19 protein-coding genes are annotated in these 17,418 nt (G+C 60.2%); 13 read left to right on the top strand and 6 right to left on the bottom strand.

Annotated features, from left to right (window positions below; translation table 11 throughout):
- Positions 1–14: 14 nt before the first annotated feature.
- From SERRSCBI_RS15070 to SERRSCBI_RS15060, 3 genes are all read left to right on the top strand, one after another.
- Positions 15–215, top strand: coding sequence for a hypothetical protein (locus SERRSCBI_RS15070; RefSeq protein ID WP_015378375.1), 201 nt, complete (start codon positions 15–17; stop codon positions 213–215).
- A gap of 86 nt (positions 216–301) precedes the next feature.
- Positions 302–700, top strand: coding sequence for a type II secretion system pilot lipoprotein GspS (gene gspS, locus SERRSCBI_RS15065; protein WP_033643644.1), 399 nt, complete (start codon positions 302–304; stop codon positions 698–700).
- Between the two features lie 114 nt (positions 701–814).
- A complete protein-coding gene (locus SERRSCBI_RS15060; protein WP_033643643.1) occupies positions 815–2,248 on the top strand; it encodes an EmmdR/YeeO family multidrug/toxin efflux MATE transporter in 1,434 nt (477 codons plus the stop codon).
- A 58-nt stretch (positions 2,249–2,306) separates the two neighbouring features.
- Here SERRSCBI_RS15060 and SERRSCBI_RS15055 read toward each other — a convergent pair whose 3' ends face one another.
- The gene (locus SERRSCBI_RS15055) at positions 2,307–2,570 is read right to left on the bottom strand and encodes a FaeA/PapI family transcriptional regulator (RefSeq protein WP_042784947.1); all 264 of its coding nucleotides are present in this window, start codon (positions 2,568–2,570) and stop codon (positions 2,307–2,309) included.
- A gap of 11 nt (positions 2,571–2,581) precedes the next feature.
- Complete coding sequence (locus SERRSCBI_RS24790) at positions 2,582–2,785, bottom strand: hypothetical protein (RefSeq protein WP_129992881.1); 204 nt, start codon at positions 2,783–2,785, stop codon at positions 2,582–2,584.
- A 559-nt stretch (positions 2,786–3,344) separates the two neighbouring features.
- Here SERRSCBI_RS24790 and SERRSCBI_RS15050 point away from each other — a divergent pair.
- The 10 genes from SERRSCBI_RS15050 (at position 3,345) to SERRSCBI_RS15005 (ending at position 11,704) form a co-directional block, all read left to right on the top strand.
- Complete coding sequence (locus SERRSCBI_RS15050) at positions 3,345–3,869, top strand: fimbrial protein (RefSeq protein ID WP_033643642.1); 525 nt, start codon at positions 3,345–3,347, stop codon at positions 3,867–3,869.
- A gap of 138 nt (positions 3,870–4,007) precedes the next feature.
- Positions 4,008–4,499: a fimbrial protein gene (locus tag SERRSCBI_RS15045; RefSeq protein ID WP_232230709.1), complete on the top strand. Its 492-nt coding sequence runs from the start codon at positions 4,008–4,010 to the stop codon at positions 4,497–4,499.
- Positions 4,500–4,555: 56 nt separating this feature from the next.
- Positions 4,556–7,096 carry an outer membrane usher protein gene (locus SERRSCBI_RS15040; RefSeq protein ID WP_042784944.1) on the top strand — a complete coding sequence of 847 codons (2,541 nt, stop codon included), beginning with the start codon at positions 4,556–4,558 and terminating at the stop codon, positions 7,094–7,096.
- A gap of 33 nt (positions 7,097–7,129) precedes the next feature.
- The gene (locus tag SERRSCBI_RS15035; RefSeq protein ID WP_033643639.1) at positions 7,130–7,888 is read left to right on the top strand and encodes a fimbria/pilus periplasmic chaperone; all 759 of its coding nucleotides are present in this window, start codon (positions 7,130–7,132) and stop codon (positions 7,886–7,888) included.
- An 84-nt stretch (positions 7,889–7,972) separates the two neighbouring features.
- A complete protein-coding gene (locus SERRSCBI_RS15030) occupies positions 7,973–8,542 on the top strand; it encodes a fimbrial protein (protein ID WP_042785747.1) in 570 nt (189 codons plus the stop codon).
- Between the two features lie 9 nt (positions 8,543–8,551).
- Positions 8,552–9,043: a fimbrial protein gene (locus SERRSCBI_RS15025; protein ID WP_071883564.1), complete on the top strand. Its 492-nt coding sequence runs from the start codon at positions 8,552–8,554 to the stop codon at positions 9,041–9,043.
- A 15-nt stretch (positions 9,044–9,058) separates the two neighbouring features.
- Positions 9,059–9,550, top strand: coding sequence for a fimbrial protein (locus SERRSCBI_RS15020; RefSeq protein ID WP_042784943.1), 492 nt, complete (start codon positions 9,059–9,061; stop codon positions 9,548–9,550).
- Positions 9,547–10,104 (top strand): fimbrial protein, encoded by a 558-nt coding sequence (locus tag SERRSCBI_RS15015; RefSeq protein ID WP_049866692.1) that lies wholly within the window; start codon positions 9,547–9,549, stop codon positions 10,102–10,104. The genes SERRSCBI_RS15020 and SERRSCBI_RS15015 overlap by 4 nt, the downstream gene beginning before the upstream one ends.
- A 39-nt stretch (positions 10,105–10,143) precedes the next feature.
- Positions 10,144–10,986 (top strand): hypothetical protein, encoded by an 843-nt coding sequence (locus SERRSCBI_RS15010; RefSeq protein ID WP_042784942.1) that lies wholly within the window; start codon positions 10,144–10,146, stop codon positions 10,984–10,986.
- Between the two features lie 112 nt (positions 10,987–11,098).
- Positions 11,099–11,704 (top strand): LuxR C-terminal-related transcriptional regulator, encoded by a 606-nt coding sequence (locus tag SERRSCBI_RS15005; RefSeq protein WP_033643636.1) that lies wholly within the window; start codon positions 11,099–11,101, stop codon positions 11,702–11,704.
- A 46-nt stretch (positions 11,705–11,750) separates the two neighbouring features.
- Here the strand turns inward: SERRSCBI_RS15005 and SERRSCBI_RS15000 are convergent, their stop codons facing one another.
- The 4 genes from SERRSCBI_RS15000 to pqqU form a co-directional block, all read right to left on the bottom strand.
- Positions 11,751–11,930 carry a hypothetical protein gene (locus SERRSCBI_RS15000; protein ID WP_015378373.1) on the bottom strand — a complete coding sequence of 60 codons (180 nt, stop codon included), beginning with the start codon at positions 11,928–11,930 and terminating at the stop codon, positions 11,751–11,753.
- Positions 11,927–12,112: a hypothetical protein gene (locus SERRSCBI_RS24245; RefSeq protein ID WP_033643635.1), complete on the bottom strand. Its 186-nt coding sequence runs from the start codon at positions 12,110–12,112 to the stop codon at positions 11,927–11,929. Before SERRSCBI_RS24245 ends, SERRSCBI_RS15000 begins: the two co-directional genes overlap by 4 nt.
- A 226-nt stretch (positions 12,113–12,338) precedes the next feature.
- Positions 12,339–14,711 carry a glucose/quinate/shikimate family membrane-bound PQQ-dependent dehydrogenase gene (locus SERRSCBI_RS14990; protein WP_033650791.1) on the bottom strand — a complete coding sequence of 791 codons (2,373 nt, stop codon included), beginning with the start codon at positions 14,709–14,711 and terminating at the stop codon, positions 12,339–12,341.
- Positions 14,712–14,858: 147 nt separating this feature from the next.
- Entirely contained in the window at positions 14,859–16,988 is a 2,130-nt protein-coding gene (gene pqqU / locus SERRSCBI_RS14985; protein WP_369795873.1) for a TonB-dependent receptor PqqU, read from the bottom strand.
- Positions 16,989–17,418 lie beyond the last annotated feature (430 nt).

The raw sequence follows: 17,418 nt of genomic DNA, 5'->3' as shown, positions 1-17,418 counted from the left end.
CCGTCGAACCCGCTATGAAAACGCGCAAACCGCGCCGCCCGCCCGGGCGGTGGATCTATTACATCCTGCATGAAGACATGCTGTGGCCTTGCCCGGTCAAATGGGAGTGGGAGAGCGGCTATAACGCCTGGTTGCCGTTTTACTATTCCCCCACGCTGGAATTCGTCGCCGGCAACCCCGCCCGCGCCACCAAGGTCAGCAGCGGCCGACGTTAAGCGGGCCGCGCGTGCTGCTCGCCTTGCCGCCCGACGTCCGCTCACCTAAGATCATCTCATCACCCACAGGTTTTCCCGGAGCCCCCATGTTGACTCTGTTTCGCACGTCTCTTTGCGGCGCGCTGGCATTGCTGCTGCTCGCCGGTTGTCAGCAGACGGCGCATAAACCGGCGCCGCCGCTGCAGGCGCAGCTGGATCACATCGCTTCGATGCTGGCCGGCGGACACTTCCTGCGCGTGGACTGCGGGCGCAGCGAGATACCGGACGATGTGAAGCTGCAGCGTACCGCAATGCGCGCGGCGCAGCGCCGCGGCTGGGACACGCAGGCGGCAGGGTATCGGCAGTTGCCGGCGCTTACCCAGGCGCGTTACCTGACCCTGCAACAGGACAATCAGCTGCTGACGGAAAAATGCGCTGCGCTCAGCCGCAGCACCGCCCGCTTTATCGCGGCGGCGCAGGCCGATCAGGAAGATTACATGGAGTAGCGCGCCGGCATGCCTTTCGGGCGCGCTTTATGGGCGCCCCAAAATTCTTTGCAGGATAACGATTTATCGATCATCATTTGAAATGATGTTTCACTTTTACCCATCGAGCCCATCTTGAACCTGTATGCCGCACTGCGTCAGCGCGTGGAAAATACGCGCTGGTACGCCAAACGGAAAAGCTACCGCGTGCTGTTCTGGCGCGAGATCACGCCACTGGCGGTGCCCATCTTTCTGGAGAACGCCTGTGTCCTGCTGATGGGGGTGCTGAGCACCTTTCTGGTGAGCTGGCTCGGCAAAGAGGCGATGGCTGGGGTGGGGCTGGCGGACAGTTTCAACATGGTGATCATCGCCTTTTTCGCCGCGGTGGATCTCGGCACCACCGTGGTGGTGGCCTTCAGCCTCGGCAAGCGCGATCGCCGGCGGGCGCGAGCGGCGGCGCGTCAGTCGCTGGTGCTGATGACCGGCGTGGCGCTGCTGTTGGCGGCGGGCATTCACCTGGCGGGCGAGCCTATCATTGATGTGATCGCCGGCGCGGCCTCGCCGGAGGTGAAAGCGCTGGCGCTCTCTTACCTGCAAACCACGGTGTGGAGCTACCCGGCGGCGGCGATTGCGTTGATCGGCAGCGGCGCCCTGCGCGGCGCGGGCAACACCAAGATCCCGCTGCTTATCAATGGCGGCATGAATATCCTCAATATCATCATCAGCAGCATCCTGATTTACGGCATGCTGGGCTGGCATGGCCTGGGGTTCGTTGGCGCCGGGCTGGGGCTGACGATTTCCCGCTATATCGGCGCCATCGCCATCCTCTACGTGCTGGCGATCGGCTTTAATCCGGCGCTGCACATCACGTTGAAAAGCTATTTCACGCCGCTCAAAATGAGCATCCTGTGGGAAGTGCTGGGGATCGGCATTCCCGCCAGCGTCGAGTCGGTACTGTTTAACGGCGGCAAGCTGTTGACGCAGATGTTTGTCGCCGGCATGGGCACCAACGTGATCGCCGGCAACTTTATCGCTTTCTCCATCGCTTCGTTGATCAACCTGCCGGGCAACGCGTTGGGATCGGCCTCGACCATTATCGTCGGCCGGCGGCTCGGCAAAGGCGAGATCGGCCAGGCGGAGCGGCAGCTGCGCCATATTTTCTGGCTGTCGACCCTTGGGCTGACCGCCATCGCCTGGGGCACCGCGCCGCTGGCCGGGGTTTTCGCCGCGTTTTATACCTCGCAGGATGATGTGAAAACGGTGGTGAAAACCCTGATCTGGCTCAACGCCGCCTTTATGCCGATCTGGGCCGCTTCCTGGGTCTTGCCCGCCGGGTTGAAAGGCGCGCGCGACGCCCGCTTCGCCATGTGGGTGACGATGCTCGGCATGTGGGGGTGCCGCGTGGTGGCCGGCTACGCGTTGGGCATCGAACTGGGCATGGGCGTGGTGGGCGTCTGGTTGGGGATGTTCCTCGATTGGGCGGTGCGCGGCGCCTTATTCTACTGGCGCATGGTCAGCGGGCGCTGGCTGTGGAAATATCCGCGGGCCAGGCGCTCGGACGCCGAATAAGCTCGCCTGCGCGCAGCCTGCCGGCGGCCTGAGAGGCACCGGCAGGAAGAACCTCTATTCAGAGGGAAGGGTACCAACGCAATGACTTCTTGACCGGCCCCGGTGTGACCAACACCTTACCTCGGCCGACCAGATTCAACAGCAGATTGCGCGCCTGATAGATCGTGATGTCGTTAGACTCCGCCAACTGGCGGGTCGTGGGCCACTCGCCGGGAGGGGGAGGCGCCGTGCCGTTGGCCGAAGGGCAGAGGCGGTGCAGCGTCGTTAATAAATGCTGCTGCAGGTTTTGTAATTCTTGTTGTTTTGACGTGCGTTTTATCATGTCAGCCTCCCTTAAACTTCAGCCGAATTTTGATATAACGATAAGCGTCGCCCGGAAAATAATGCCCTGTCCCGGCAATACTCTTCCTGAACCGGTAGCGAACACTTGCCTGAACCCGATATTTCCACTGCAATAAACCAGCGGCGTTCACGGATCGGGAGCGGTAATGAGGTGGCCAAATTTTCAGCCTGCTGTGCGTAATGGCTGTACTTCATCGTTTTTCTCCATGGTTTACTGCCCGGTGCTGGTTTTTACCAGACCGAATTGATAAGCCTCCCTTTTCTTTTCCAAATCATTATACCGCAAATAGGAAAAAGGCGATCAATAATGTCGTGTGGTATATATTTTACGAGATAATCGACTATCGTTATTAATTTTACGATCTGTTGTCTCGAAAAAATATAGTTGTCTTGTGGTTTTTGGGCTTATATCTCGTATTTATTACTTTTGCTTTGAATGACTTTTCAAATTACAACGATTTTTGTAACAATATTTGGGCCAAAACAAACGGTAAGTTGAATCTTAGTGTAATTCCCATGGCAAGAGTTAAAATCTTGCGGGAATTTACTGGTTCGGTTGTTTTCTTTCTCATCAGTGTGGTTTTCGTTGAATACCTAAAATGGGTGATGATGAAATAAAGGTAGCGATTTAATTATCGTGAGGGTTTGCTTTGGCTGCGGGTAATACCGTTTTCATTCTGGATTGTATAAATAACCGTTAAAGGAACGGGAGCGATCCTGCGCTTTTTACATAAATTAAAGGAATAAGTGAATTATGAAACTGAACAAAATCATGCTGACAGCAGTTCTGGCGTTTGGCGTTTCTTCTCTGGCGCATGCCGCCGACCAAGGGCATGGCAAAGTGACGTTTACCGGTTCCATTATTGATGCGCCTTGCTCCATTTCTCCTGAGACCGTGGACCAGACCGTGGATATGGGCCAGGTATCCAACGTTGCGTTGAAAAATGGCGGTAAATCAGCGCCGCGTCAGTTCGATATCAAACTGGAACAGTGCGACAACTCGACGCTGAAAACCGTCACCACCACCTTCGAAGGCAAAGCCTCTACCGCCAATAAGGATCTGCTGGGCATCGTCGGGACCGCCAGCGGCGCCAGCATCGCCATCACCGACACCGCCAGCAACCCGATCAAACTGGGCACCGCAACGGCCCCACAGAACCTGGGCACCGGCACCAACACGCTGCGCTTCGCGGCTTACCTGCAGGGTGACGGCGCTTCCGCCACCGTCGTTCCGGGTGATTTCACCGCCGTTGCCGATTTCAAGCTGGCATACCAGTAAGCCTGCGCCATTGGCGTGACATTTTGCATGCGGGGCTTCCCCGCATGCTTTTTCTCAGACGGAAGGTCTGTGTCAGGAGGTTCAATGCGCCGGTTTATTCACCCTTTAGTGTCTCCTTGCATATTGACGGCTACGCTGATGAGCCCGGCCGCGCCGGCGGCATCCGGTTCTCAGGGCTGGGGACGCGTAAATATGCAAGGAGCCATTATTGATACCGCTTGCGCTATTGCCGCCGGCAGCCGCGAGCAGACTATCGATATGGCCGTGATGCCGACGGGAAATATCATGCGTGATGGCTTAGGCAATACGCATCCGTTCACCATCGAATTAATCAACTGCACGCTTGAACGCCCGAAACCGAATTTGCCGGACTGGCGACAGTTTCAGGTGGTTTTCGATGGCGATGCCGATGGCGACTTATTCGGCGTGCACGGTGAGGCGAAAGGCATCGCGCTGCAAATATCCGATGATATGGGGAATATCGCCGCGCCCGGTCGTCCGTTGCCGCTGGGGGATATAACGCCAGGCAGCATGTCGCTTAATTACTCCATTAAATTGGTTGCCAATAATCAACCGATGCGTGCGGGGGACTATTTTTCCGCCGTGCGGTTCAAGCTGGATTATTACTGAGCGCTGTTATTGCGGCAAGCCGCAACGCCAGAATTATACGATATAAGGTTAGGGATATGATGTTGTCGCCTGCTGGGAAGCTATTTCGTTTTCAGGTACTGGGGTTATGTATCACGCTGGCGCTGGGAAGTTCATCAACGTGGGTATATGCCGAAGACGGTATTCAATTTAATGCCGACATTTTGGACGTGAACGATCGCAAAAATATCGACCTAAGCCAATTTTCCCGCAGCGGATACATTATGCCGGGAAGTTACGGCATGGTGGTCCATCTCAATAAAAGCGAGTTGCCCGAACAGAAGATCCCTTTTTATCCGCCGGACAACGATCCTGACGGCAGCCGCGCCTGCGTGGGCAAAGCGCTGGTCGAGCAGTTGGGGTTGAAGCCGTCGGCATTGCAAGCGCTGACCTGGTGGCATCAGGGGGAATGTCTGGATGAGTCCAGCCTGAAAGGCATGGTGTCGCGTGGCGATCTGGCGACGGGCTCGCTGTATCTGAGCGTCCCGCAGGCTTATCTGGAATACAGCTCCGACGACTGGGATCCGCCGTCGCGATGGGATGAAGGCATCCCGGGCTTGCTGTTCGATTACAACGTCAACGCCCAGAGTCGGCAGCAGCAGCAGGGCGGCACGCGCGGGTACAGCGTCAGTGGCAACGGCACCGCCGGCGCCAACCTGGGCGCCTGGCGTCTGCGTGCCGACTGGCAGGGGCAGATCAATCACCAGACCGGCAGCGGGCAATCCACCGACAAACGCCTGGACTGGAGCCGTTACTACGCCTATCGGGCCATTTCTGCGCTGCGCTCGCGCCTGACGCTGGGTGAAGACTATCTGGACTCGGGGATTTTCGACAGCTTCCGTTTTTCCGGCGCGAGCCTGGTATCGGACGACAACATGCTGCCGCCGAACCTGCGCGGCTATGCGCCTGAGGTGGTCGGGATCGCCAAGACCAACGCCAAGGTGACGATCAGCCAGCAGGGGCGGGTGATCTATGAAACCCAGGTGGCGGCGGGGCCGTTTCGCATTCAGGACATCAACGATGCCATCACCGGCGAACTGGATGTGCGGGTCGAGGAGCAGGACGGCAGCGTACAGGCGTTCAAGGTTAACACCGCCAGCATTCCGTACCTGACGCGGCCCGGATCGTGGCGCTTCAAGCTGGCCGCCGGTAAACCGTCGGATTGGCAGCACCATTCGCGCGGGCCGCTGTTCGGCACCGGAGAGTTCTCCTGGGGCGTCAGCAACGGTTGGTCGCTGTATGGCGGCGCACTGCTGGGCGGCGACTATAACGCGCTGTCGCTGGGGATAGGCCGCGATCTGATGATGTTCGGCGCGCTCTCGTTCGACGCCACCCAATCGCGGGCGCGGTTGCCGCAGCGGGAGGAGACGCTCAGCGGCGGCTCTTATCGGGTGAGCTATTCGAAGACGTTCGATGAACTGGACAGCCAGGTCACCTTTGCCGGTTATCGCTTCTCGGAAGAGGACTTCATGAGCATGAGCGAATATCTCGACGCGCGTTATTACGGCAGCCGGGTCGGCAACAACAAGGAGATGTACACCATCACCTTCAACAAACAGTTCCGCGACTGGGGCCTGAGCAGCTATCTCAACTACAGCCACCAGACCTATTGGGATCGCCAGTCCAACGACCGTTACAACCTGACGCTGTCGCGCTATTTCGATCTCGGCAAAATAAAAAACCTGAACCTGTCGTTGTCGGCTTATCGCAACCGTTACAACGATACCAACGATGACGGCATGTACCTGTCGCTGTCGATGCCGTGGGGCAACGGCGCCACGCTCAGCTACAACAGCACGGTGAACCGCAACGACACCACGAACCGGGTGGGGTACTACCAGCGAATCGATGAACACAACAACTACCAACTGAGCGCCGGCAGCGCCCGCCGCGGCGCTAACCTGAGCGGCTACTACAACCACGAGGGCGATGCGGCGCGCTTGAGCGCCAACGCCAGCTATCAGGAAGGGCGCTACAGCGCCGTGGGGCTGTCCGCGCAGGGCGGCATGACGCTGACGCCGGAAGGCGGCGCGTTGCACCGCGTCGGCATGATCGGCGGTACGCGCCTGTTGGTGGACACCAACGGCGTGGCCGGTGTGCCGGTGCGCGGCTACGGCAGCACCGTCAGCACCAACCGCTTCGGCAAGGCGGTGGTGGCGGACGTCAATAGCTACTACCGCAACAAGGCCAGCATCGATCTGGACAAACTGGGCGACAACGCCGAAGCCACCCGTTCGGTGGTGCAGGCCACCCTGACCGAAGGGGCGATTGGCTACCGTCAGTTTGACGTTATCGCGGGCGAAAAAGCGATGGCGATCGTCAAACTGGCGGACGGCAGTACACCGCCGTTCGGCGCCACGGTGCTGAACGCCCGCAAACAAGAAACCGGCATCGTCAACGATGGCGGCAGCGTGTACCTGAGCGGCATCAACGCCGGGGAGATCATGACGCTGCACTGGAGCGGCGCGGCACAGTGTCAGGTGCAGCTGCCCGTAACGCTGCCGGCCGACATGCTGACGCGTACGCTGCTGCTGCCGTGTCGGCCGATCGCCGCGGCGCCATCGGCCCCGGTTGAATAAACCCATCACCCTGAATTTGGAGTTATCGACAACATGCAAACTTTTTCTCTTAAAACCGCCGCGGCGCTCGCGCTGTTGGGCGCCACGGCGGCGCAGCACGCGCAGGCGGCAATCGCGCTCGATCGCACCCGGGTGATCTTCGACGGTGGCCAGAACTCGGTCAGCCTGAATCTCAGCAACCAGAACAAGCAGCTGCCGTACCTGGCGCAGGGCTGGCTGGAGGACGAGCAGGGCAACAAAATCCAGAGCCCGCTGGTGGTGTTGCCGCCGGTGCAGCGCATCGAGCCGGGCAAGCCGAGCCAGATCAAGATTCAGGCGCTGCCGGCAGCCAAACAGCTGCCGCAGGATCGGGAGACGTTGTACTACTTCAACCTGCGCGAGATACCGCCGAAGAGCAACAAGCCCAATACGTTGCAGATCGCGCTGCAGACGCGCATCAAGCTGTTCTATCGCCCGGCGGCGATCGTGCCGAACCGCACCGATATGGCGACGCCATGGCAAGAACAGCTGACGTTGACGCGGCAAGGGGAGAGCTATCAGGTCAATAACCCGACGCCGTACTACATCACGATTGTCGATGCGGGCAGCAAAAAAGGGGGGGAGGGCGTAAAGGGATTTGAGCCTTTCATGATCGCACCGAAGAGCCAGGCGCGCCTGACCGTGGGCGCAGCGGGGCTGGGCGGTAGCCCGGTGCTGACCTACATCAACGATTACGGCGGCCGGCCGCAGCTGAGCTTCAGCTGCAGCGGCGTGAGCTGCAAGGTGGTGCCGGAGAAACGGACGGCGTCATAACCCGCCGCAGGCGGTGCCGACGGGAGAGCCATTCAGGGGGAAAGGATGAAACGAGAACGGAAAAAGGCCGGCGGGAGCGCGTTGATGCTGGCGCTCAGCCTGGGTGTGATAGCGATGCCGCCGGCGAAGGCCGACGTGGTGGACAACTGGCAGGTGGAGGGCGCCAATGGCGTACTGCAGGTATATGGCGCGCTGACGGAAAGCGCCTGCCGGCTGGAGATGAGCAGCGCGCGGCAGGACATCTGGCTGGGTGAGACCGGCACCGCGCGCTTGCGTCAGGCCGGCGATCGCGGGCAGCCGGTGGCGTTCGAGCTGCGTTTGCAGGATTGCCTGCGCACCCCGGGGGGCCAGCGAGATGCGCGTACCGGCGCGTTGGTCTGGGCGCCGAATCAACCGGCAGTGACGGTCAGCTTCGGTTCGACGGCGGACAGCGACAATCCGCAGCTGGTGAAAGCGCAGGGCACTTCAGGGCTGGGGTTGCGCCTGCTGGACGGCCGCGGTCGCGACGTTCGGTTGGGCAGCCGCGGCGAGCCGCTGCTGCTGACGCCAGGGCAAGAGGCGTTGAGCTACAGCGTGGCGCCGGAGCGAACCGCGGCGCCGCTGATGGCCGGCGCGTATCGGGCGACGGTGGATTTTAGGCTGAATTATGACTGAGGCGAGGCGATGGTACCGAGGATAAAACGCGGCCGGGTGCCCTTCTGGCTGGCGGGAGTGCTGGCGCTGGGCCAACTGCCGGCGCAGGCGACCACGGTGAACGTACGGGTCACCGTGCTTTCTCCCCCCTGCATCATCAACGGCGGACGCCCGATCGAGGTGGACTTTGGCGATGAAGTGATGACCACCCGCATTGATGGCGCCAACTATCGGCGGGCGGTGAGTTACACGCTGACGTGCAGCGGGCAGAGCAGCAACGGGCTCAAACTGCAGGTGCAGGGGGCGGCGAGCGGCTTCGACGGCCAACTGCTGCGCACCAGCAAAGACGGCTTGGGCATTGCCTTGCTGAACGGCGGCCGCCGTTGGCCGATCAACCAGTGGTTGAGCTTTACCTATCCGGCCGCGCCGACGCTTGAGGCGGTACCGGTGAAATCGGTCACCGCCAGGCTGGCGGCGGGTGAATTCACCGCGGGCGCCACCATGAAGGTGGATTATCAGTAACGCGGGAGCGAGAGCATGAAACAACGTTTTACGGCGAGCGTGCTGCTGTGCGCCGGGATGGCGTGCCATCTCGCCTGGGCGGAGAAAACGGTCGACATGCAGTTTCGCGGCACGTTGATCGAGCCGCCGCCCTGCACCATCAACGATGACGGGATCATTGACGTGAACTTCGGCGATCGTGTCGGCATTAACAAGGTCGATGGTGCGAACTATCGGCAAAGCATCGGCTACCGCATTCGCTGCGAGCCGGGGATCGGCAAATGGGACATGTTGCTGAGCCTGACCGGCAACGCCGCAACGTTTGACGAAGCGGCGGTGCAAACCAACCGGCGCTATCTCGGCATCCGCATTTACCAGAACGCACAGCCGTTCAAAGTGGGCAGCGCGCTGCCTATCGATCCGGCCAAACCGCCGGTGCTGGAAGCGGTGCCGGTCGGCAAATCGGGCGAAACCCTGACGGAAGGCGCGTTCGAGGCCACGGCGACGCTGCGGGCCGACTATCAATGAAGGAGGAGGCGAGCGTGAAAACAACACAAGGCGGCTGGGGCGTTATCGGCCTGTTGCTGTTGGCGCTGGGCGTGAACGGCGCAGCGCAAGCCGCGGACAATCTGCGCATGCGCGGGGCGCTGGTGGCGGAACCTTGCGTCATTCAGCCGGGCGACGAGAGCATCGCGCTGGATTTCGGCACGCTGGTCGACAAGTACCTGTATCTGAACCAGCGCACGCAGGGGCAACCGTTCGAGTTGCGGCTGGCGGAGTGCGATCTCAGCCTGGGCAAGACGGTGTCGATCACCTTCAAAGGCACGGAGAATGCGCAGCTGCCGGGGCTTTTGGCTTTGGCGGCGAGCAGCCAGGCGCGCGGGATCGCCATCGGCATGGAGACGCTGCAGGGGCAGCCTTTACCGCTCAACAGCGCAGGCGGCAAGTACCCGTTGCAGGACGGCGGCACGGTGATTGGCGTGCAGGCCTATGTGCGCGGCGAACCGGAAGCGCTGGCAAAGCGAACCATCGGTCGCGGTGCTTTCAGCGCCATTGCGACGTTCAGCCTGGACTACCAATGAGCGCCGGGCTTCGGCAAAACAGAATAAGGATATGACGCGATGCAGCGTTTTCACTTCAGAGGGATGTATTTACTGCTCGGCCTGCTGCCGGGGCTGTGCTCGGCGCAAATTTATTCCTATGTGACCAAGAGTACCGGCTCTCCCAGCAATGCGGCTTATGAGTATGTGCTTGAGAGCTGGGATAAGGATGACTCATCGCCTAATCCTTGCTACCAGCAAAGCATGTGCGCTGTGGGGATCAACCACCGCCACACCAGCGCCAATACGGGCGGCAGCACGGGCGTGACGCCTTCGGCCTCTATCGTCGGGTCGGGGCGCTACCCGCAGATTACCCAACTACGGACGATGGGGGAACTCAGCCGCTTCTACCAGAGCATTTATCCGTTGCCGATCGTCGGTGCGACTTCTCATGTGGGGGATGCCATCACTCAGGAGTGTGTCGGGCTGTTTTATACCACCTCGTCCTCCTCCGCCGTTGAAGGCAACAGCGCACGGTTGATGCCGAGCAGCGTCTGCGGCATCGCGCCGCCGCCGGTCGGGGTCTGCGGCATCGATGAGCAACAGCTCGATCTGAACCACGGCGTGTTGCCGGATACCGACCTGGTAGGCAATACGGCGCGCGGCAGCCTGCGCGTAGTGTGCTCGCAGAAGATGAACATCGTCATGTATATCCGCGTCGGCAGCAATGGCCGCCTGGATCTGGGGAATTCCGGCGTCTACAGCACGCTGCGCATCAACGGCGCCCTAGGCAACCTGGGTTATCAGTTCACCGCGGATACGCGCGGGGTCACGGTGCCGATCACTTCCACCCTTGGCGTGACGGGAACGATCAAGGCTGGCAATTACTCGGGGCAATCGGTCGCCATTCTGGCGTTGCCGTAGCCGCATTACCCGCGCCGCGCGCCGTTGCATTATGCCGTTGAGTCACCCGCCATCAGGGGGGGAATCGCGCTCGGCGGCGACCGGGAAGGATGATTTCAAAGGGAGCGTGCCGATGGAAACTACCATCACTCTGGCGTTTATCGATAATGACCGTTTCTTTATTGAAGGATTGCAGCAGCTGCTGCTGGCGTATTTTGCGCGCCGCGGCATGCGGGTTCAGGTGCTCGACGCCACACAGGCGCATCGGGCGGATGTGGTGTTCCAGTCCGTAGAGCGTGATTGGCAGGCGCGTTTCTGCCTGCGTTCAGTGAGCGGCGGCCAACCGCTCAACTTTGCGCTGCGTGAACCCGGCGATACCCGCTGGCGCGATAACCCGCGTTGCATCAGTGAGGCGGGCGTTATTTTCCGCAACGACTCGCCGGACAGCGTATTAAGCCAGCTGGAGCGGGCATTGGCGGCGCGGACGAACCGCGACGCAGAGCACCGGTGCTATTGGTGTGAACGGCAGCGCATTACCCGCCGTGAGCAGGATGTCATGCGCTACCTGGCCTGTGAATTGCCGCAGACCGCCATCGCGCGCAACCTGCATCTGAGCGTGAAAACCGTCAGCAATCACAAACAGGCGGCGATGCGAAAACTGGGATTTAAACGCAATGCGGATCTCTACCATTGGTTGCGGTTGGGCGGGTTGAAAACCGTAGAGCGGGCGCGCGGATGAGAGGGCGGCTCAGGCGCTCAATTTGGCGCCTGAGGGGCAGGAAGCGTCAATACAGCAGCGTCATCGCGCTGAAGAACAACAGCGTCAAGGCGATGATGATGAGGTTTTGCGTGGCTTTGCGCACCAGTTTGCTGGCGCTCAGGCGGCTGTCGATGACGTAGAGCAGCGGCACCATCAGCAGCACATAGGCGAACATCAGCATGGCGGTAAAGGGCTGCAGGTTCATTCATGTTCCTCCTGGGCGTCATCATGGCCGATCAGGTGTATCAGTACGGCTTGCGTCTGGCGGTGCTGGCCGATAAAGGGCGAAGTGGCTGGCGATGCCGGCGCGAACGTCAGGCCGGCGCGTCGCGTTTTCACCGCCGCTTGCAAAATCTTCTTTCGATGCTTCCGAGTATGGTCGACCATGCGCCTCCGAATAGGGCCGCCCAAAGGCGGCCGATCGTTGTATTGCCCATTAAGCTGGAGAGGATCGCAGCCGCTGCCGGGGCCGCAGAGGTATAATATTGCGAATGATAACCATTATCAATAATGGAGATGAAAAAATTAAGGGTATTGCGAGGGGGCAGCCGGCGGGGCGGGAAAAGAAAAAGCACGCCTTGCGGCGTGCTTTGCGGGGTACTAACGGCGGTGGTTACTTCTGATCGGGCAGGGCGTAAGCGACCACGTAGTCGCCCAGCTTGGTGCCGAAGGAACCGTGGCCGCCGGCGTAGATCAGCACGTACTGCTTGCCGTTGACCTCATAGGTCATCGGCGTCGCCTGGCCGCCGGCCGGCAAGCGCGCTTCCCACAGTTTTTCACCGTTGGTCACGCTGAAGGCGCGCAGGTAGTTGTCCGCGGTGGCGCCGATGAAGAACACGTTACCGGCGGTGGTCACCGGGCCGCCCAGCATCGGCATGCCCATTTTGAACGGCAGCGGCAACGGTGAGCTGTCGCGCACGGTGCCGATGCGTTTTTTCCACACGATGTCGTTGGTTTTCAGATCCACGGCGGAAATGTAACCCCAGGCCGGCTGTTTGCACGGCAGGCCGAACGGCGACAGGAACGGGTTCAGGGTGACGCCGAACGGCACGCCATACTGCGGCTGTACGCCGGACTCGGTGCCGCTGCCGCCTTTGTCGCCTTCCGGCGGCTCAATCGGGTTGCCTGGGCCGCGCGGGATCAGTTTGGAGACGAACGGCAGCGCGATCGGGTTGGCGATGGCGATTTCGCGATCGGTATCGACGGCCAGGCCGCCCCATTCGAACATGCCCAGGTTACCCGGGAACACCAGCGTGCCTTGCTCGGAAGGCGGGGTGAAGGTGCCTTCATAACGCAGGCTGTGGAACATCACGCGGCAGACCAGCTGATCATAGATGGTCGCGCCCCACATGTCGGCGCCGGTCAGTTTCTTCTCAGGACGGAAGGTCAACTCGGAGAACGGCTGGGTCGGTGACAGGCGATCGCCCTTGGCCGGGCCTTGCGGTACCGGTTTCTCCGGTGCCGGCACCACCAGTTCGCCGTTGGTACGGTTCAGCACGAAGATGTTGCCGGTTTTGGTCGGCACATAGATGACCGGCACTTTTTTACCGCTCTTGTCGGTAATGTCCGCCAGGGTCGGCTGCGCCGGCACGTCCATATCCCACAGGTCATGGTGGACCGTCTGATAGAACCAGGCCAGTTTGCCGGTGGAGGCGTTCAGCGCCAACAGGCCGCTGGCGTAGCGTTCCATTTCCGGGGTGCGATCGCCGCCCCAGATGTCCGGAGTGGAAACGCCCATCGGCAGGTAAACGATATCCAGCTTGGCGTCATAGGCGGCAGGCGCCCAGGAGTTCGGCGAGTTCGGCACGAAGTGGTGCTCGTCCGCCGGGATGGCGTTCGGATCTTTCGCGCCCGGATCGAAGGCCCACAGCAGCTTGCCGCTGTTGACGTCGAAGCCGCGGATCACGCCGGAAGGCTCGCGGTTGGAGTAGTTGTCGGTCACGGCACCGGCGACGACGATCACTTTATCGGTGATCACCGGCGGCGAGGTCGGCTCGTAGTGGCCCGGCGTCGCATACGGCATATTGCTCTGCAGGTTCAGCTCACCGTTGTTGGCGAAGTCCGGGCAGGGTTTGCCGGTTTCGGCGTCCAGTGCGAACAGACGGCCGTCGTTGACCGGCAGAATGATGCGGCGTGCGCACATCGCCGGAGCGGCGTCGCCGGCGGCGCCTGCGGCTGCGGCGGTTTCGTGGTAAGACACGCCGCGACAGGTGATGTGCTGGAAGGTTGGGTTGTATTTCAGCTGCGGATCAAACTTCCATTTTTCTTTACCGGTGGCGGCATCCAGCGCGAACAGCTTCTGGTGCGGCGTACACATGTAAAGGGTATCGCGGATCTTGATCGGCGTGACTTCGTTGGTGATCTCACCCGGATCGTTGGCGGTCTTCAGATCGCCGGTCTGGAAACGCCAAACCTCTTGCAGCTGGCCAACGTTTTTGTCGTTGATCTGGCTCAGCGGCGAGTAACGGGTGCCTTCCTGGGTGCGGCCATAGGCCGGCCAGTCGGCGCCGGTGGCGTCTTTCGGTTGTACCTGGGCGGCGTCGAGGGTGCCGTTAATCTCTTGCGGATCGTTGAACACGGCATAGGCCAGCGCGATGACGGTGATCGCCAGCGCCGCGCTCAGCGCGCCGTAGGCGAATTTGCCGTTGGCCACCAGCTTGCGGTAGATAAACGGCAACACCAGCCACAGGCCGAAGAAGAAGGTGACGTCCAGGCGCGGCGTCAGCGCCCAGAAGTCCGGGCCCACTTCCCACAGGGCCCAAATCGTGGTGCCCAGCAGGAATACCGCGTACAGCAGCAGCGCGGTGGCGCGGCGGCGGAACAGCAGCCAGGAAGTCGCCAGCAGCACCAGCCCGGCGATGATGTAATACAGCGAACCGCCCAACTTGGCCAGCCAGATGCCGCCGCCGAGCAGATAAAGCCCGCTCAGCGCGGCAAACAGCGCCGTTATGACGATAAGCGGCGATAGTGACGCTTTATTTTGCATAGCAATACCCTTACCAAAAATGAAAGTCCCCGATTTAGAGATTAAGCCAAATCGGAAAAAACACGCGGTTTCTCCCTATTATTTCAGCGAGAAGCCGCTAGGGTGACGTAAAACCCATCCCGTTTTTTAACCTTAAGGTGCTTTGCCTTATTCAAAGCGATAAGACAAGGTGGCGCCGCCACCCCAGTTGCGCCCCGGCGCCGGCTCGAAGTAGCGGCCGTTGCCTTCGTTGACGATCACCGAACCGACGTATCGGCGATCGAAAACATTGTCCACCCGGCTGAACACGTCCAGCGCCCAGCGGTTCCAGGTAAAGCGATAACCGGCGTTTACGCCGGCCACGGTGTAAGAGGGAGCCTGCGCGCTGTTGGCGTCATTGGCCTGAATGTCGCTCATGTAGCGCAGTTCCGCGCCGGCGTGCCAGCCTTCCGGCGGGGCATAGGCCAGCGAGGCGTAGCCCATGTTGCGGGCGATGCCCGGCAGGCGATTGCCGGCGGGGGTACAGCCGGATTTACCGCACATTTCGCTGCGGTAGGTGGCGTCCAGCAGCGTCCAGGCCATATGCAGGCGCCAGTCCAGCGCGAACTCTTGATCCAGCGCCAGTTCCAGGCCGCGCCGCCGGGTTTTGCCGGCGTTGGCGTAGCTGGTGCGCCCACCGCTGCTTTCCGCCACCACCAGCTCGTTGTCGGTATCGGTCTGGAACAGGGCGGCGCTCACCAGGCCGTTGCCGAGGCGCAGTTTGCTGCCCAGTTCGACGGTGTCGCTGGTGGACGGCTGCAGGCCGATGTTCAGGCCGGCCTGGCCGTCGGGGCGATAGGAGAGTTCGTTGATGGTCGGGGTTTCAAAGCCGCGGCCTGCGGAGAGATAAACGTTCCACGCCGGATTGATTTTATAGTTGAGCGAGCCCATCGGCAGCCACTGGTGGTAGCGTTTGCTGCCGCTGTCGTCGCCGTTGCGCGGCGTGATGTAGTAGTCGGTCGAGTCGAAGCTGACCGTGCTGTAGCGCAGGCCGGCGTCCAGCGTCCAGTGCGGCGTCAGTTGCCAGGAGGTTTGCAGGTAAGGATCCAGGTTCCAGATGCGGTTTTTCTCGTTGCGCCGCTGGTCGCCTTTCTCGCCGTAGTCCACTGTGCCGTCTCGCAGAATAAAGTTTTCAAACCCCTGCCGGCGTTCGGTCATGGTTTCATAATCCAGACCGCCGATCAGTGTTACCGGTAACGAGGCGAGAGTATCCTCATGCTTCCAGCGAGTGTCAATGCCCTGATATTTTCTTTCCAGCACGATCACCCCGCCGGCGTGGGTAGGGTTGAGCTGCGGCCCGCGTGGAATGGATTGGTACTGCGTGGTGTGGCGCTCGCCGTGGTAGGCGGTCAGCGTCAGTTCGTCGCGCTCGCTCATCTGGCGCTGATAGCGCAGACCGGCCTGGGTCTGATCGAGCGACTTGCGGGTGTTGTATTGATCCGCGCGCGGCGCCTGGCGCGGGTTTTCCTTCCATTCCGCTTCGGTCAGGCCGCCCGGATCGCCGGCGTCAATGGAGACGCTGTTGAACATCAGCGTCAGGGTACTGACGTCGTCCAACCGCACGCCGAGCTTGCCGTTGCCGAGGTTTTTCCGCGCGGCGCTGTGATCGCGATAGCCCTGAGTGGTGAAGCGGGTGCCGGAGATAGTGTAGTTGACGTCGCCGGCCTGGGTGCCGTCGCCGGTGGCGCCGGTCGCTTTCACCCCGTAGCGCCAGGTGTTGTCGCTGCCGAAATAGCTGCCGGCCTCCAGCGTTGGCGGCTGGGCGCCGGTCTGGGTGTCAACGTTGATCACCCCGCCCGAAGCGTTGCCGTACAGCGCGGAATAGGGGCCGCGCAGCACCTCGATGCGCTCGACGGAGTTGATGTCGATGTTGGAGGTTTGTCCCTGGCCGTCGGGCATGGTGGCGGGGATGCCGTCGACGTACATGCGCACCCCGCGCACGCCGAACATCGATCGGCTGCCGAATCCGCGTATCGACAGCTGCAGATCCTGCGCATAGTTTTGCCGGTTTTGAAGCTGCAGACCCGGCACGCTGCCAAGGTTTTCCGACAGGTTAATCTGCGGTGCGGCGTTGCGCAGGTCCTGGCCGTCGATCACGCTGACGGACACCGGCGATCCCAGCTCGGTCAATCCGATGGGTTGCGCCATTACCACCAGCGTATCGCTGTCTTTCTGATCCGCCGCCAGGGCCGAACCGATGCAGACCGGCTGCAGCAATAACAGGGTTGCCGGGGTCAAGACGGGACGTTTTTTATTCATCAGATAATTCTGCCAATAATGCTGAAAAAATTGCCCGCAAGTGGGCGAAAATAGCCATTTGTGACTCCCTGTACTGGCATTCAATGGGAGGGAAACTGCATCCTGCAACGAGTATAGGATATTCCGACACCGTACGCTTTGGAATAGCGCAACTGAAAGATGCGTGTTTTAATTTAAGAAGATTCTCTTTTTTATCGATTTTTCCGCGATACCTTTAAATTAGATTTATTTATATTAAATATATTCCCATCCTTGATTTTAATTTATTTACAATAGTTATTTTATTTATGAATGAAAAGCCGGGATTCATTTTTAAATGATAAATTATTTTTTATGTCATTGTTTTTATTGGTTTTAGTTTATTTGTGTTTTTGTAGCTTTATTTTTATAAAAATAAAATAATATTCGCTCTTATGTTTTTTAAGTTTTC

The organism is Serratia sp. SCBI, assembly GCF_000747565.1.
Classification (GTDB): Bacteria; Pseudomonadota; Gammaproteobacteria; order Enterobacterales; family Enterobacteriaceae; genus Serratia; species Serratia ureilytica.
Note: the sequence above shows the minus strand (reverse complement) of the source record. Positions and strands in the feature narration are given on the sequence as shown.

What these genes read in the sequence shown, in the direction of transcription:
- SERRSCBI_RS15070 (WP_015378375.1), top strand. Translation starts at nt 15, where the DNA reads ATGAAAACGCGCAAACCGCGCCGCCCGCCCGGGCGGTGGATCTATTAC.
- gspS (WP_033643644.1), top strand. Translation starts at nt 302, where the DNA reads ATGTTGACTCTGTTTCGCACGTCTCTTTGCGGCGCGCTGGCATTGCTG.
- SERRSCBI_RS15055 (WP_042784947.1), bottom strand. Translation starts at nt 2,570, where the DNA reads ATGATAAAACGCACGTCAAAACAACAAGAATTACAAAACCTGCAGCAG.
- SERRSCBI_RS24790 (WP_129992881.1), bottom strand. Translation starts at nt 2,785, where the DNA reads ATGAAGTACAGCCATTACGCACAGCAGGCTGAAAATTTGGCCACCTCA.
- SERRSCBI_RS15050 (WP_033643642.1), top strand. Translation starts at nt 3,345, where the DNA reads ATGAAACTGAACAAAATCATGCTGACAGCAGTTCTGGCGTTTGGCGTT.
- SERRSCBI_RS15045 (WP_232230709.1), top strand. Translation starts at nt 4,008, where the DNA reads ATGAGCCCGGCCGCGCCGGCGGCATCCGGTTCTCAGGGCTGGGGACGC.
- SERRSCBI_RS15040 (WP_042784944.1), top strand. Translation starts at nt 4,556, where the DNA reads ATGATGTTGTCGCCTGCTGGGAAGCTATTTCGTTTTCAGGTACTGGGG.
- SERRSCBI_RS15035 (WP_033643639.1), top strand. Translation starts at nt 7,130, where the DNA reads ATGCAAACTTTTTCTCTTAAAACCGCCGCGGCGCTCGCGCTGTTGGGC.
- SERRSCBI_RS15030 (WP_042785747.1), top strand. Translation starts at nt 7,973, where the DNA reads ATGCTGGCGCTCAGCCTGGGTGTGATAGCGATGCCGCCGGCGAAGGCC.
- SERRSCBI_RS15025 (WP_071883564.1), top strand. Translation starts at nt 8,552, where the DNA reads ATGGTACCGAGGATAAAACGCGGCCGGGTGCCCTTCTGGCTGGCGGGA.
- SERRSCBI_RS15020 (WP_042784943.1), top strand. Translation starts at nt 9,059, where the DNA reads ATGAAACAACGTTTTACGGCGAGCGTGCTGCTGTGCGCCGGGATGGCG.
- SERRSCBI_RS15015 (WP_049866692.1), top strand. Translation starts at nt 9,547, where the DNA reads ATGAAGGAGGAGGCGAGCGTGAAAACAACACAAGGCGGCTGGGGCGTT.
- SERRSCBI_RS15010 (WP_042784942.1), top strand. Translation starts at nt 10,144, where the DNA reads ATGCAGCGTTTTCACTTCAGAGGGATGTATTTACTGCTCGGCCTGCTG.
- SERRSCBI_RS15005 (WP_033643636.1), top strand. Translation starts at nt 11,099, where the DNA reads ATGGAAACTACCATCACTCTGGCGTTTATCGATAATGACCGTTTCTTT.
- SERRSCBI_RS15000 (WP_015378373.1), bottom strand. Translation starts at nt 11,930, where the DNA reads ATGAACCTGCAGCCCTTTACCGCCATGCTGATGTTCGCCTATGTGCTG.
- SERRSCBI_RS24245 (WP_033643635.1), bottom strand. Translation starts at nt 12,112, where the DNA reads ATGGTCGACCATACTCGGAAGCATCGAAAGAAGATTTTGCAAGCGGCG.
- SERRSCBI_RS14990 (WP_033650791.1), bottom strand. Translation starts at nt 14,711, where the DNA reads ATGCAAAATAAAGCGTCACTATCGCCGCTTATCGTCATAACGGCGCTG.
- pqqU (WP_369795873.1), bottom strand. Translation starts at nt 16,988, where the DNA reads ATGAATAAAAAACGTCCCGTCTTGACCCCGGCAACCCTGTTATTGCTG.